We start from the raw sequence: 14,318 nt of genomic DNA on the forward strand, positions 1-14,318 counted from the left end.
GTATAACTGCATTAGCTTGCGGACTTCACAAAATAATTGAGTCGTTGGGAACTGAGTTTAGAATTGAATTTGCGAAATAGATTGCGAAGCCAGGTGCTCTACAAACGTTTCCGTTGAGGTACTTATCTGCCGTTATAATGACTAAGCACTTAGGTTCATGCGCGCCGCACTGATCTCCGTGCGTGGTACGTCTGTTCCTGGTCAAACAGAAAATCCAGCGTCAGACGCGGTGGTCGATACTTTCGTTCAACGATTTGGTCATGGCCCTGCGCCGTCTGCTACCCCGTCGCCGGCTCACCGCCGAAGACTCGGCGGAGATCATCACCAGGCGCCAGAGGCGGCGGAAGCAGGACAACGATTCTCACGCCCGCAGGACTGCTGCGGCCTTGGAATGAATCTGCCAAGTACAATCAAAATCGCGCAAAGATTCCGCACTCTTGATTATCCGCTTCCGCGCATCGTATTCAAGCGAAACATGCCAGGCGCTTCCGGCAGACCTGGGTAGTGACGTCGAAATCATCATCTCAGCCATTATCGAGGAGGTACATTACGCGCCCTTTGGCCGGATTGCCAACTAGAAGTGATCCAGCCTCGACGTCGTGAGTTACAGTAGACCCAGCAGCGACACGACACCGCGTGCCGATCCTGACACCTGGATTCACACCAACATGAGTTCCCAGAAAGACCTCTTCCTCAAGCACCACGCAGCCAGTGATCGCGGAGTATGGGCACAAGGTTGAGAAGGCCCCAATATGCGCGTCATGACCACAGGACGCGTATACATTGAGCGTCACATGGTTTCCAAGGCTGGAGTCTATTCCGGTCAGGGAAAATGGGGCCATCACAATTCCGGCGCAAAGCGAGGCTGAGGACGCAACGTAGGCTGTCGGGTGAATGACGTTCGTCCAATGCGTTACACCGGAGAGGAGCGCGACAGATCTCCGCTTCTCAGCAGGATTTCCGATACCCGTCACATAGGCGAATTCGGATCGAGGCTTGTGACTTTCGAGTGCGTCAACAAAGTCGATATTGAGATTGAATGCACTGATATGGTCGCCCGGTTTCTGACCTAAGTCGATGAAGCCCGCAACTCGGTCAAAGCTGGCTTGACGGCCATCCGCCAACTGATCCAGCGCATACGCATACACCTCACGGCCCATCGGGCCTGCACCGACGATGACCAGGCTTCTACCCATGCTGGACTCCTCATAGCTTTAATCAAACTGTACTATTGAAAATTTATGGCCTTATCAGGGCATCGCCCCGCCTATCAATGTCGCCCTAAGGATTTCCTCTGCTCCCAACCGAGGCCGATTTCCATCAATAGCCATAGCAATGGCAAGCGCCCCACGGTGTGCGATTGACACATCCACTACCACCCAACACTCACTCACCAAGCCTGAGGCACTTATTAGGGGGCGGCCGGAGGACCCTGTCCCTATCTCAATCTCGAGCAATGACAGCCGCAGGCTCTTGGAGCAGGCCTTGGCCGCCGCCTTGAGTCACCAACGCCTAGCACGACTCTCCGACGAAGGGGCTTAGCTGTCACAATGCGCGGTGTCCTTGACAGAGAGTAGCCGCAGATCGCCCTGCGCAAACCTAGTTACCACATCAATGTCGACTCCCACTCCCGGAGTCTGGTCAAGATCGCTCAAGAGGTTCGAGAATTGCTCAATATCAAGGAATAAGCCATTCACCCCAGTGCCCCCCTTACAGAGATCGTAACTTTGCGAGTCAGCTCTGTAAGTAGGTCGTAGCCGTCCCAGAACCGACTAAACCGCAGAGCCTGCCCGAACGGAACAATGCGGTCGATTCCTCGCCCGCGAAGATCGCTGACCAGCTTTGTGATCTCTTGCTCAGGAATCCCGAAGGTTGTGAGTGTCTGATCGGCACGTCTAACGTGACTCACAATCTCGTTCAACTGCGAAACGTGGAGCTGATAGAAAAGCCCCGCTCCACAGAACTCCCCGCGCACGTCGGGGAACGACGACATGTCGAGAACGGTCAATGTGTTGTCCTGCGCACTGTAGCCAGAGACTTCGGCGTCGATCATTGTGCTATAGGACTGCCCAAGTTTGGCGATGGCGGTTGAAGTATCCACTGAGTAGGCCTTCGCATGCGCTACCCCGCGAACACGGCTGAAGAAGTCATTAGCGGACGGCCCCGGGTCCCGCTTGCCGACCCACAGAAGCAACCGCGGCGAAGAGCAACCTAGCTGGTCAAACCAGTAAGCGTCATTGAAGAACAAATCCGCGAGCCGTCCGCGCTCCCGTGTGTCAAGTGACTGATAGGCTTCGATCCCAATCGCTGCCATCGAAAAACGATCGGCGAACACCACTTCGGTAGCGTGCGGAGGAATCGGGATTGACCGAATCCTATTGACAGTAACATCGCCACCCCAGATGACTCGAGTGTCGGAAACGGCAGAGATCGCCGCAGTCACAGAATCATCGTGCCCGTAAGTGACCATGACCGACGAGTCGGCGACGGTCCGGTGATTGACTAGGGCTTCACAGATCGTCTCGATTATCAGGTTAGACTGCTCCGTTGCGCGCGAAGAGAGTCTGACGATGTTGCGGTTTCCAACCAACGTGGAGAGCACCCAAGAGTATACGAATAGAGTATCTACATTAGACGGCGGAATGTGGAACACTGTGCCCCGGGGCATCAGAACGAAACCCTCGGACTCGAGTTTCGAAAACGCTACGTTCATGCGATGGATTTCTGCCTTCCTCATCCAGTAGGCCAGCGCCTGCGTTTCCGCAAGACCGCGGCCCGCCCGTGCCAGCCTGCGGGACAGGTCGGCAATGAACTCCGTGCGCGACTGATCGAATGGAGTGACTACCGGCGCCTGATTCAGGCGATCCAGAATTTCGCTCAGGTCTACCGACCGCTGCGCCGGGAGAACCTCCTGCACATGAAGTGGGCGCTTCGTGCGGGGTATATCGCACAATTGGCTTTCTTCTTGACCCAGCGTAGTCATCGTCTGCCTGCTCGATCCGAGGCATGGGTGTCCGAACAACCTCTGAGCTCAGACCTGGGCACGCGACCGAGTATTTGTAGCCGCTTCCCGGCCCAACCACTCGTTGGGTCTCCGGTTCCATGCACAACCCCAAGGTCTTCTGTCAGCAAAACGTGTCCGGGATAGGAGCGCGGGAGAACCGAAAGCACCTCGACGACTCCCGGCGTTCCGTCTGGAGCCGGTTCCCACGTCTGCGGATCTCGGATAATCACTTCCGCGAAATTCGGCGGGTATAGGAAGTTGTCGTCGCCTTCGAGGAATACCGAGCCGACCTGCTCGACCATGCCGTAGAAGTTGTGGACACGACCAAGCCCGGTTGCCTCCTTGAGCGCAGACTTGAACTCTACGTTGCCAACGGCCTCTTCGGCCAGTGCCTTCCAACCCCCGGAATGAATAAGTGTCCCGTTTGACAAATTCGGAAAGGCGCCGGCGCTGGTCAGCGCCCGCAGGAAGTACTGCCAAACCATAAAGGTGAAGCCGAAGAGCAGTATCGGCTCCTCGGCATGGCGCGCGAGAAACGCTTCGAGTCCCGGTAGGTCGAGCTCCATCTCATCATTCAGAGCATAAAAGTGGCGGCGACCAAAAGGTAACATCCCCAGGACCCCTGCCCCACGGGCCGAGAACCTCTTGCGGTCTTTCACCACATTGGGAGTGTCGATGATGACCATCGGATGCCTTTGGTTACCCAGGACACGCGCCATCACCGCCGCAAGCGCCTTAGACTGCAGGTCAGCCGTCGTCCGGTCCAGAATGACCTGCGAGACAGCTTGGCCGGTCGTGCCCGAAGACGTCATCACCTTGAAGACCTGATCTTCGGGAACGCTAGACAGGCGGTGCGTCTTGAACAATGAGACGGGAAGATAGGGCAGTGCCTCAAGGGACGTATAGCCTGATTGGGGCGCGCCCAAGGCGTCCATAATCTTTCGGTACGGTTCGCATGCGATCCTATGCTGCGAGGTCATCCGCTCAAACTCCGAAAGAAGCAGTTGCTGCTTCTCATCCTGCGGGATCGAGAACTGGGGCCTGGTGAAGAGCTCGCTGAGCCCGGCCGATATCAGGGTACCTGCCGCCTTCGAATCCGCTGCGGCCCCCGGCCTCGTCGCAGTCATATGCGATCAGCTCTTGCGCCGGCTGATCGCGCCAAGCCGGTGTAGTCGGGTTTGCCGCTGGGCAGTAACGGGATCGCCGCTATGGTGCGCACCTCAATAAGCATGGGCGGGACCCGAAGCTGAGCCGCAAGCCCCTTCCTCAAATCGGACGCCTCAGCAGGGTCGATTCCCGTTGCGAACAACACCACCTTTTCGTCGTCGCAGCTCACAGCGATAATCTCCCTAGGAACGACGGACAAGCCGCCCGCAATCTGTTCGATCTCGTCTAGGGAGACGCGAGAACCCGCAAGTTTGCAGATGCGCTTGGACCGGCCGGTCAAGTAGAGAAACCCCTCATCGTCCAAGTAGCCAAGATCTCCCGTTACCAGGACCCGACCATGGGTTGCCCCCAGGGTCAGATCATCCCGGCCCTCGGCATAGCCCATCATCACGTTTGGACCGCAGTAGACAACCTCACCGACCTGCCCGGTGGCCAATTCCTCCCCTCCTGGGCTACAGACCACGAACTCACTACCTCTCATCGCCAGCCCGACCGAGCCAAGCTTCGTCGGAAGATTAGTCGAGGGCATACACGACATCCTGGGTGAGGCCTCTGTCTGGCCGTACATCACGATAAACTGTCCACCTCGGCGCGCCATCACATCGTGGAAGAAACCTATGAGCGTCGGCGCAAGCCGCCCACCGGCTTGAATGAGCGCCCGAAGCTTGGGAAGCTCGCGCGACTCGAAACCCAGCCGCTTCAGCATAGTGTAGGTAGTGGGCACTCCGGGCAGGAAGGTCACTCCATGCCTGTGAAGACTGGACCAGAAGGCCTCCTCAATGACGCTCGACGAGGTGACTAGCACCGATGATCCTGCCAACGCATGGGAAGTGATCACGGACATGCCGAAGGAGTAGAAAAGGGGAAGCACCGTCACGGCCCTATCCGTCTCAATAATGCCGAGAGAGTGAACGATCTGTTCGGCGTTCGCCCGGATGTTCGCTGATGAAAGACGCACGAACTTTGGGCTACCCGTCGATCCGGAAGTGGTCAGTAGAACCGCAAGATCCCCATGTAGCTCAGGTCCGAACTCGGAGGCGAGCCAGACCGACTGCTCAATGATCCGCCCGCTCGGCCCAAGCGGCGAGGCGAGATGTTCGCCCAAGTGCCTACCGGCAGGATCGATTATCATGTCAGGCCGGTACCGGTCTATAAGACGAGCTACTGTGGGCCATTCGCTGCCAGCGTCGATCAAGGCAACCGGAAATCGTGCTTCCAAGAGCGCGAGGAACCAGAATGCAGCGTCCATTGTGCCGTCCGCAAGGAGGAAAGCAAGCCCTCGGGGCATCTCCCCTATCGGCTCACCCCGATCACGAATCGCCCCAACCGTTACTACATTACCCGAGGACGCCTCAATAAGCACCTCGTGGTCACTATCAAGGTGGTCCAGGAGCATAGTTTACGAGAAGCTGACGCCGTAATTGGTGAGGATCTCCTTGGTTATCTCGAAGCTCGACATACCGATTACGTCTTTGATCTCCAGCATAATATCGAATGCATCTTCGATTTGAGCAACCACCTGCATGTGTGCAACCGAATCCCATTGGGGGATGCTTCGATAGGCCAGTACTGCCCAATCCACGTCATCTCCGTCTATGCCCAAGCCCTCGATGAATGCCTGCTTGAGAGTGTCTTCAGCTGTCACTTAACTCTTTTCCCATTATTGATCAGATGAGTGCAAAACCAGTCGTTACGCCGCACCACGAACCCATCGCTCGACGGCCGTGGCGATAACGTTGTCAACTAAACCGCATTGCTCAAGAGCGTACTCATATGAGCCTACCTTGGGAAACGCATCACAGACGCCGAGCCGAAGCAGCGGAGGTGCCGCCATAACGGCGGCCACGACTTCGGCGACCGCGCTACCCAGCCCGCCGATCACCGAGTGTTCCTCGATTGTCACGAGCGCAGCCGTCTGTCCGACAAGACCATTGAGCACCAACTCGTCGATCGGTTTCAGGGTGTGCATGTTCACGACGCCTACCGATAGCCCTCGCGCCGTCAACTGGTTGGCAGCGCGGACGGCTACAGATACCATGCTGCCAGTACCAATGAAGGTGACGTCTGTGCCAGATCGGAGCACCCGTGCCTCCCCGAGGTTGAAACTTGTCCCCTCTTGGTCGACGCAAGGCATCGAAGGCACCCCGCTCAGCCGTAAGTAGGTTGGGGCGAAAGACGCAGCGATTGCGTAGACTGCCGCGTAAACCTCACTGCAATCCGCAGGACTGACGATCGTAAGATTCGGGATCGACCGGAGTACGCCAACGTCCTCCAAGGAGTAGTGGGTGTTACCGAACTGCCCCATGGCGAACCCAGCCCCGATTCCGACAATCTTCACATTCTGCTGCATGTAACCGAGGTGATGTCGAACGAACTCGCAACTTCGCATCGCAGCGAAGTTCGCGAAGGTCGTGGCGAAGGGAATCCAGCCGTCGTCAGCAAGACCTGCGGCGATGCCCACCAGGTTCTGCTCAGCTATCCCGACGTTGAAGAATCGTTCAGGCATCTGGACCCTGAACCGCTCCATGCCTGACGTAATGGCTAGGTCCGCGGTAAGGCCGACGATGCGGTCGCTCTCTTTGGCGGCATCGAGAAGGGCCATTCCGAAAGTGCCCCTAGGACCGAGCCGCGAGAGCCCCCTACCGGATGGGATCTTCATGGCGCCGATGCCCGACGACCGACATCGCCGCAGGCGGTCTCAAACTGTCCCTCGGTCATAAGCCCGTGGTGCCACTCCGCGGCATCTTCCATAAACGATACGCCCTTGCCCTTCACCGTACTTGCCAAGATACAGCGCGGTCTCGTAGAGATTGGAGTCTGAAGGGCTACGCGTAGCCCCGGGATCGAATGACCGTCGAGCGCGATTACGTCCCACCCGAAGCCTTCCCACATCCCACGGAGACTGCACGACATAATCTCCGCGGTACGGCCATCAGACTGTAGTCTATTGACGTCAACGATAGCGATCAACCGTGACAGACCGAAGTGGGCTGCAGACATGGCGGCTTCCCAGACTGAACCCTCGTTGGTTTCGCCGTCGCCCATCAGCACGTACACCCCTCTCTCACTCTTCATCATGCGAGCAGATAGCGCCAGTCCAACACCGAAGGACAACCCCATGCCGAGGGTGCCGCTGGAGAACTCGATACCGAGTTCCCGGTTTCTGACCGGCTGCCCCGGCAGGAGTGTTCCGTCCCTTTCGGCGGAGACCAGAAGCTCCTGATCTATGTAGCCGAATTCGTGCAGTGCGGCATATAACGCCAGACTACCGTGGCCTTTACTCAAGATCACGCGGTCACGCTCGCTGTTTAAGCGCTGATCTGGGGACTGCCTGACGCCGACACCGTACAAGACAGTCATGATCTCCACAAGGGACAGCGCAGGCCCGAAGTGCGCGCCATAGCCACCAGCGTTATGTCCGATGCTCACAATCCACTTTCGGCAACGACCGGCTATCGCGGCCAATGCCTCGTCGGTTAAGCCTTCTGCACTCACGCCCGCATCCCGCCGTCCACCCGCAGGACCTGACCACTGACGTAGGACGCCAATGGCGAGAGCAGAAAACAGATTGCCTCGGCAATCTCACTGGGCTGTCCGCGTCGGCCGAGGTCCGTGTTTCTCTCAACACCCGTAATGACTTCATCGGTCATACTCGCCAGCATTTCAGTGTCGGTCATGCCGGGAGCTATGCCGTTCACGCGGATTCCGAACGGGCCTAGCTCGCGCCCGGCGGCCCTGGTCAGCGTGCTTAGTGCGGCCTTGGATGGGCCATAGACCGACCGACCCGGATTGCCGTCGATTGCGGCGGTTGACGATATGTTCACAATGCTTCCGTTGCGATGCCGAGCCATCAGCCGCGCACAACCCTGCATCACGCTAAACGGCCCGAAAAAGTTGGTTTCAAATACCTCGCGCGCGGTATCGATCTCTGACATCTGAAACAGAGCGTTGTAGGTCACGCCCGCATTGTTGACCAACCCGGTAAGCGGTCTTTCGAGTTTCCGCACAAATAACATCATTTCCCTGATGGATTCGCCGTCTGTCAGGTCGAGGCTCACAGCAGATGCCACGACGCCGCACGCATCAGCCAGCGCCTGGAGTCGAACGGAGAACTCGTCGCCGCCACTACGTGAAGCAGCGATCACATAAGCCCCATTGGCAGCAAGCGACTGGCACGTGGCCCAGCCTATGCCGCGGTTAGCGCCGGTAACGAGGATCGTCTGCCCCTTTAGAATGCGGTCACTCATCACATGCACCCGTCTATCCGCAAGGTCTGTCCGGTCACGAATGATGCCGCGGGCGAACACAGCCAGAGAATAACCGAAGCAACCTCCTCAGGCTTGCCGATCCTTCCCATGGCCACGCGATCAAGCAGGCGCTCTCTCGCGGCCCCGTCCATGCGCCTGTTCATCTCCGTGTCGATTACGCCAGGAGCCACTGCGTTCACCCGGATGCCCTTTGACGCTAACTCCATGGAGAATATGCGGGTGGCGTTCAGCATCCCGGCCTTCGACGCCCCATACGCAAGCTGACCGGGATTCCCGTCGATCGCAGTTACGCTCGAAACGTTGACCACAGATCCCCCGCCAGTGCGCATCATCAGCCTGGTTAAGTACTGCGTGATCTGAATGTGACCTTCGAGGTTGATTTGCATGTGACGTCGAAAAGACTCCGCCGTGACCATGTGAACGAGTGCGTCTTCGGCTATCCCGGCAACATTCACCAACGCTGCGATATCACGCGAGATCGAGCGTATTTCGCCCAAACCCTCGGAAACCGAGCCCGGGACCGTGAAATCCATGGCAACTGCTGAATGCACCGAGCCAGCGACTGGAACGGGTAGTAAGTCCGCGATCTCGCTGGCATCACGAAGCGTTCTGTCGATAGCGATAACGTTAGCTCCGACATCCGCAAAGGCCCGCGCCGTGGCTTGTCCAATTCCACCGTGTGCGCCCGTGACGACGACATGTCGCCCACAAAAGTATTCACGATGCTGGGTCCAACTCTTGGCCATCTTCTTATTACCCTACTTGGACGCTGCATCAGGAGCTACTGGCCACATCATAGCGTAGCGAGGACTGGAAGTGCCCTGGCGGCATTGGCGCCAGCGTCTCGCCGGGGTGCCGATAGACCCGAAGCCGTGCAGGCAACATGGTAAAGGCAGCACCCATCGGCAGCGGTCTAACCGGCCCAGAATCAAAAAAATACAAGTATGTTCGAATTCTACAAGAGATAAAATATCTAGGTCAAGGGTTTATGCCCTATTATCCCAGCTGCCCCCGTTGGCGCCTAACTGATAGTCCTGCTTCCCAAGTCTGGGCTCTCCACTTAGCCGAAGTGAACTGAGGCGGCGAATAACCCCCATGCGGGCATCCATTATCCTCACTCGGCAGGCAAGTTTCAGGCGTGTTTCGGAACCGATGGGGACCGTCTAGACGACCTGAAATGGCTCCGGTGGCCTGTGGGCTTTGGCTGTCCGGCCTTCGGCCACGATGGCGGCTGGGGCCTGGGCGATGGTCTATATCATGCGCGTCGGGCACACTGGTCAGACGTCGACGACCGCCGGCACGATCTTCGAACGAACGCGACGCCATTGACGGTGGTTCACCGGCTGCTGGCACTTTGCCGCCGGCAAAGACCGGGCCTCGGCGTCGAGCCGGCAACGGACGCTCGCGATCGACTCCTGACAGACCGCATGGGCCATGCTCCATCAACTGCACGGCAGGGTGGATGTCGACGAGACCCTCATAGGCGGGAAAAAGGAGGGGCTGCCCGGCGGACACGCCCATGGCAAGAGCGTCCTAACCGACATCGCCGCGGAAACGCTTGAACCGAAAGGGTTCGGCCGATGCCGAATGCGGCCGATCACCGATGCCGCGACGACCTCGCTGCATCCCTGTGGTGACAGACGTCGTTGCTCGGGTGGCGACGGCAATCACCGACGGCTGGCAGGCACTGCGGACTGGATCAGCACAACTAACTCCATCACTCGCATAGCCAGCGGGCCGCGGGCGCCTGCGGGGTGGATGCCGCGCAGAGCCTTCCCGGGGCACATCGAGTCGCTTCGCTGGCCGAGCGGTGGTACTGGGTACCCACCAAGGGGCAGTGGATAGGGCGTATCTGACCAGATCCCAAATCAACGTATTTCGCGTTGCATGCGACGGAGGTATTGTGAACCGATAAGACGACCCGCTCATAAGAATATGATTTATGTTTATCACCCTCTTGTGTAATGGATTTTTTACCAAAAAAGCGAAGGCATTACTTGCTCCAAAGAGACAAGATTAATCTATGCACGGAAAAACGTAAGACTTTATTATTGCTATTCTATTTTCCACTTCTGGGTTTGCCACTTAACCGGAGCAAGCTGGCACGATGGCTCAGCTTAACGCCAGGATCATTGTCTTGGTCCGGGGCGGAGTTTTAGGCTCAGTCCAGAAGTGATGCTGACTGTTTGGGCAGGCCAACGGGTTTCGGCCGAGCTACCGACCCCAGAGGTGAAGCCCCCCGAAATGGCCAGCGCCGAGTCCTAGACAGCGTCTACGACCAGCGATCTACATCCGTTGAAATAGAAAAAACGGCTCTCGGGCATTGATTCCGTACTGGCAGGCATCTATACCCGACAGCAGTTCCGAATGATCGCTCATCCGCGAGACCAGACCGAAGGTCGCGAAGCGCTGACAGATGTCCCGACCAAACAGCCGAACATGATCCTCTTGGCCAAAAGCCTGAAGGCGCGCCGCGTCGGTATCAACGCCAGGGTCTGACCACGTATTCGTGAGCACGGCGCTAAACGGAGTCTGCAACACGGCATAGCCGCCCGGTTTCAAGACCCGTGCGATCTCGCGGATCGCGGCCTGATCATCGGCTACATGCTCCAGCACATGGTTTGCGATGACGAGATCGAAGGTCCTATCCGGGTAGGGCATGGCAAGCATATCTACCCGCTCGACATTCGGCACGCTGGGATAGAGGTCACACTGAATATAGCGCCGTGGCTTCTGCCTTGCAAACACGATGGATAGCCGCCGCTCCGGTGCGAAATGCAGCACCTCGCGGACCGCCAGGTCGGCGAGAAAGCCGGAGGCACGGAAATACAGGAACAGGTGGCGCTCGCGATCGGTTGCCCCACACCATGGACACGCGAAACGGTCGGGGTCGCTTCCGATCACATCCAGCGCACGCATCAGGGGTGGCGCCGCCCGCCACCCCCCCCGATACGGTAGGAAATAGCCGAACCGTCGCCCACACAGGATACACAGATGCCGCCGGCGCGGTGACGCCCGGGAGAGAAGTGTTTTACCAATCCGGAGAAGATTCATAGCGATGCCAGGGTTGATCCTATGGTCGTCGGTAGAGAACGTACGGGGCATTGCCCCCAACCCGCTGACACACGCCGACCAGGATCCGTCGCACGCCCGCCCTGGCGATCACAGCGGTAATGAGCCAGGCCATACGAATACCGCCAACCGGACTACTCCGAAATACGATCGGAAGCCATTTCCGGACCAACACCAAACTCCGAAGGCGCACTGCCGCAAATGCCGCGCTCCGGGCAAAGTCGGCCATGCCGCGCGCACGATCGATCGCGGGTACAGATCCGGCCGGCACATCTAACAACGCATCCCAATACAGTTGTCGTACTTGGTCACCAGCATTCATCACCATCGAACTGGTCGATCCTACCCGATAGCCCACCAGCGCACGGTTCAAATATCCGACTGCCCCGCTACGGGCAAATCTGAGATGCATACGATAGTCGATAAATGGCGCTGGCAATGCCAGTACCACCTCACGAAGGACGGCGCGGTAGAGCACAGAACTCTGGTTAAGAAAGTTGCCATGTCGCACTAGATCGGCAATGCCGAAGCGCGCCGGTTGAAAATTATTGAATACCCCAAGTGGGCAGCCATCGTCCGCGATAGTAAACGTGTTCGAGTAAACCGCCGGGCAGTCGGGATGGTTCTCCATGAATGCGATTTGGGCGCTAAGCTTACCCGGAAGCCAGAAATCATCGCCATCGCAATGTGCGATGTACCGACCACGCGCCTGCTGGACCAGGGACTGATAGTTGGCGGCGGCACCGAGCTGCGGCTGATGGCATCGGTAAAAGATAACATCGGGAAAGCGATTGGCGACAGCGGTTACGACTTCCTTGGTTGCGTCCCCGGAGTTATCATCTCCCACAAGAATCTCCAGCGTACCAGGAACCTCTTGAGCGATGATACTCATCAGACAATCACTGATGTAGCGCTCGTGATTGAAAGTGGCAACACAGACCGATATTAGTGGCTGTTTCATAGACTACCTCCTCACTGCTCCAAGTGGGTCACCCACTCTGCCTCCGCCTGCCAGAAATCCGACGAGTAGCGCGGCACCGAGCACCAGCGCGACGACCAGCAGGGTTTCGATGGGACTGGCGAACGACGGTAAGATTCTGGACACCAACGTCAGCCAGGCGATGATCGGCAGTGCGACCAAGAGGACGTCGCGAAACGGCCAAACCCAGACCAGAGTGGGCATCAGACGTCGATGCGCCAAGGGGACCCAGAGGAAGAGAAAAAGTACATTGCCACAGAGCAGCGTTATACCAGCGCCGACACCGCCAAAATGGGCGGAAGCATACATCAGCGTGGGCAGCAACGTCATCGCAACGAGCAGGTTACCGACGACGTGAAGGCGCAGGTAGCCGAAACCGAACTGGAGCATGAAGGGTAACGTCAGCACGCCGATCGGGGTATAGGCAAGCGCGTACCAGAACAGGATCGGTGAGGCTGCCTCCACTGCATCGGGGCTACCGACCCACATCCGCACAAGAGGCTCCGAAAAAAGCGCCAAGGTTCCGCCTATAGCGACGAATACTGCGGTCACGCGCCGCGTCGACAGACGATACAACTCGCGCAAGGCATCGACCCGCCCCGCCGCTACAAGGATAGTCAGCCGCGGTTGCAGCACCTGGTTGAGTGGCGGCACCAGGATTAAAACCCCGCCCGCCAGCGCCGCCGCCAGGGTAAAGTAGCCGAATGATTGGAGCGACAGGCATTTGGAAAGGATCAACTTATCGATCTGGGTGAGGAAAATCCACATGCCGGACATAAAGGCCATGGCACCGGCGATAGGCAACATGGACCGCATGCCTGACCAATCCGGCTTCGTTATTCCGGGCAAGCTTGGCAAGTATCGATACAGTAACCAGGCATGAGTCAAACATTCGATAAGACCGACAATGGCTTGGTAAGCGAAAAACGTAATTGCAGCTGCCGACCAAAAATTCAAAAGCGCAATCACGCCAAGAAACCGTAGCGTTGCAAAAGCGAAGCCGGCAGCGTTGACAGCGCTCTGCTTTTCCAATCCTATCAACCCGGAACGATAAAGCCCCATCACCCAGCGTAGGCAGGCGGCATACGCCATCGCAATAATTGATAAACGAACCTGTCCGACCTCCAGCGAGGAAAAAGAAAGCCAATCTCGGGCGATCCAGTCGCTGGACATGGTCAGACTCAGAACAGCCAGCAACGCCAGTGTGCCGATGACCCACTCCAAACAGCGCAGGCGTGCGCGAGCAGTGGCGAGGCTCAAGGTCCCGGCCCGGTGCAGCGACAGCTCACGTGAGAGGGTGGGAGAGAGCCCGAGATCGAGGATCTGCATCCCTGCCTGCAGGATTGCGAAAAAGCCTACCAGCCCGAATGCCTCAGCCCCCATGAGGCGTAGACATATGGGCATCAGAGCGATAGCCAATAGCGCGATGTAGCCTTGGATCAGAGCACTCAGGAGTAATTGCGGTGCCACCAGACTCAGCCCGCACCAAGACGTTGGCGCAGTTGCAAATCCAGGGTCAGTAGGTCGCGCTGGCGCTCCGCCGTGCGGCGGGCCGGAATCTCGGCATCGACACGGAAACCCGAGTAGCACCCGAGGATCGGGCGCAATCCCCCAACGCCACCCCATTTGTCAATCGTGACACCGGGAAGCATCACGCTGCGACGCCCGAAAATTGCATGCCAGGCAATAACGGCTCGCCGGCGATCCACGCCGCTCAGGTCTTCGCGGACGGTGGGATGCGTCGGGTAGCTAGCCAAATGGTAATCACTGCTGGAAGATACGGATACGCGGAAAGACATTGTTGAAAAGTTATCCATGGCGATTCGCT

The 14,318-nt window shown here is 57.9% G+C and carries 14 protein-coding genes; all 14 read right to left on the bottom strand.

Annotated features, from left to right (window positions below; translation table 11 throughout):
* Positions 1 to 524 precede the first annotated feature (524 nt).
* On the bottom strand, positions 525 to 1,196 hold the full coding sequence (locus tag QZY44_RS17330; protein WP_295448927.1) for an acetyltransferase: 672 nt from the start codon (positions 1,194 to 1,196) through the stop codon (positions 525 to 527).
* Positions 1,197 to 1,693: 497 nt separating this feature from the next.
* Complete coding sequence (locus tag QZY44_RS17335; protein ID WP_295448930.1) at positions 1,694 to 2,983, bottom strand: acyl-CoA reductase; 1,290 nt, start codon at positions 2,981 to 2,983, stop codon at positions 1,694 to 1,696.
* Positions 2,980 to 4,131 (bottom strand): acyl-protein synthetase, encoded by a 1,152-nt coding sequence (locus QZY44_RS17340; RefSeq protein WP_295448934.1) that lies wholly within the window; start codon positions 4,129 to 4,131, stop codon positions 2,980 to 2,982. The genes QZY44_RS17335 and QZY44_RS17340 overlap by 4 nt, the downstream gene beginning before the upstream one ends.
* Positions 4,128 to 5,567: an AMP-binding protein gene (locus tag QZY44_RS17345; protein WP_295448937.1), complete on the bottom strand. Its 1,440-nt coding sequence runs from the start codon at positions 5,565 to 5,567 to the stop codon at positions 4,128 to 4,130. Before QZY44_RS17345 ends, QZY44_RS17340 begins: the two co-directional genes overlap by 4 nt.
* A gap of 3 nt (positions 5,568 to 5,570) precedes the next feature.
* Positions 5,571 to 5,816 (bottom strand): hypothetical protein, encoded by a 246-nt coding sequence (locus QZY44_RS17350; RefSeq protein ID WP_295448940.1) that lies wholly within the window; start codon positions 5,814 to 5,816, stop codon positions 5,571 to 5,573.
* A 45-nt stretch (positions 5,817 to 5,861) separates the two neighbouring features.
* The gene (locus QZY44_RS17355) at positions 5,862 to 6,830 is read right to left on the bottom strand and encodes a transketolase C-terminal domain-containing protein (protein ID WP_295448943.1); all 969 of its coding nucleotides are present in this window, start codon (positions 6,828 to 6,830) and stop codon (positions 5,862 to 5,864) included.
* Positions 6,827 to 7,666, bottom strand: coding sequence for a transketolase (locus QZY44_RS17360; protein WP_295448946.1), 840 nt, complete (start codon positions 7,664 to 7,666; stop codon positions 6,827 to 6,829). The genes QZY44_RS17355 and QZY44_RS17360 overlap by 4 nt, the downstream gene beginning before the upstream one ends.
* On the bottom strand, positions 7,663 to 8,418 hold the full coding sequence (locus QZY44_RS17365) for an SDR family oxidoreductase (RefSeq protein ID WP_295448949.1): 756 nt from the start codon (positions 8,416 to 8,418) through the stop codon (positions 7,663 to 7,665). Before QZY44_RS17365 ends, QZY44_RS17360 begins: the two co-directional genes overlap by 4 nt.
* Positions 8,418 to 9,185, bottom strand: a complete 768-nt coding sequence (locus tag QZY44_RS17370) for an SDR family NAD(P)-dependent oxidoreductase (protein ID WP_295448952.1) — start codon at positions 9,183 to 9,185, stop codon at positions 8,418 to 8,420. Before QZY44_RS17370 ends, QZY44_RS17365 begins: the two co-directional genes overlap by 1 nt.
* Positions 9,186 to 9,716: 531 nt before the next feature.
* The gene (locus tag QZY44_RS17375) at positions 9,717 to 9,875 is read right to left on the bottom strand and encodes a hypothetical protein (RefSeq protein ID WP_295448955.1); all 159 of its coding nucleotides are present in this window, start codon (positions 9,873 to 9,875) and stop codon (positions 9,717 to 9,719) included.
* An 850-nt stretch (positions 9,876 to 10,725) separates the two neighbouring features.
* Entirely contained in the window at positions 10,726 to 11,358 is a 633-nt protein-coding gene (locus tag QZY44_RS17380; protein ID WP_295448958.1) for a class I SAM-dependent methyltransferase, read from the bottom strand.
* Positions 11,359 to 11,512: 154 nt separating this feature from the next.
* The gene (locus QZY44_RS17385) at positions 11,513 to 12,472 is read right to left on the bottom strand and encodes a glycosyltransferase (protein WP_295448961.1); all 960 of its coding nucleotides are present in this window, start codon (positions 12,470 to 12,472) and stop codon (positions 11,513 to 11,515) included.
* 3 nt (positions 12,473 to 12,475) lie between these two features.
* Entirely contained in the window at positions 12,476 to 13,819 is a 1,344-nt protein-coding gene (locus QZY44_RS17390) for an oligosaccharide flippase family protein (RefSeq protein ID WP_295448964.1), read from the bottom strand.
* Between the two features lie 146 nt (positions 13,820 to 13,965).
* Positions 13,966 to 14,307: a hypothetical protein gene (locus QZY44_RS17395; RefSeq protein WP_295448966.1), complete on the bottom strand. Its 342-nt coding sequence runs from the start codon at positions 14,305 to 14,307 to the stop codon at positions 13,966 to 13,968.
* Positions 14,308 to 14,318 lie beyond the last annotated feature (11 nt).

Origin of the sequence: uncultured Thiodictyon sp. (assembly GCA_903837595.1) — a bacterium.
Taxonomy (GTDB): domain Bacteria; phylum Pseudomonadota; class Gammaproteobacteria; order Chromatiales; family Chromatiaceae; genus Thiodictyon.

Bases quoted from the DNA above. Each gene is read 5' to 3' on its own strand.
- QZY44_RS17380 (WP_295448958.1), bottom strand. From the start codon at position 11,358: ATGCGTGCGCTGGATGTGATCGGAAGCGACCCCGACCGTTTCGCGTGT.
- QZY44_RS17385 (WP_295448961.1), bottom strand. From the start codon at position 12,472: ATGAAACAGCCACTAATATCGGTCTGTGTTGCCACTTTCAATCACGAG.
- QZY44_RS17375 (WP_295448955.1), bottom strand. From the start codon at position 9,875: ATGGCCCATGCGGTCTGTCAGGAGTCGATCGCGAGCGTCCGTTGCCGG.
- QZY44_RS17365 (WP_295448949.1), bottom strand. From the start codon at position 8,418: ATGAGTGACCGCATTCTAAAGGGGCAGACGATCCTCGTTACCGGCGCT.
- QZY44_RS17355 (WP_295448943.1), bottom strand. From the start codon at position 6,830: ATGAAGATCCCATCCGGTAGGGGGCTCTCGCGGCTCGGTCCTAGGGGC.
- QZY44_RS17390 (WP_295448964.1), bottom strand. From the start codon at position 13,819: ATGCAGATCCTCGATCTCGGGCTCTCTCCCACCCTCTCACGTGAGCTG.
- QZY44_RS17330 (WP_295448927.1), bottom strand. From the start codon at position 1,196: ATGGGTAGAAGCCTGGTCATCGTCGGTGCAGGCCCGATGGGCCGTGAG.
- QZY44_RS17340 (WP_295448934.1), bottom strand. From the start codon at position 4,131: ATGACTGCGACGAGGCCGGGGGCCGCAGCGGATTCGAAGGCGGCAGGT.
- QZY44_RS17345 (WP_295448937.1), bottom strand. From the start codon at position 5,567: ATGCTCCTGGACCACCTTGATAGTGACCACGAGGTGCTTATTGAGGCG.
- QZY44_RS17335 (WP_295448930.1), bottom strand. From the start codon at position 2,983: ATGACTACGCTGGGTCAAGAAGAAAGCCAATTGTGCGATATACCCCGC.
- QZY44_RS17370 (WP_295448952.1), bottom strand. From the start codon at position 9,185: ATGGCCAAGAGTTGGACCCAGCATCGTGAATACTTTTGTGGGCGACAT.
- QZY44_RS17395 (WP_295448966.1), bottom strand. From the start codon at position 14,307: ATGGATAACTTTTCAACAATGTCTTTCCGCGTATCCGTATCTTCCAGC.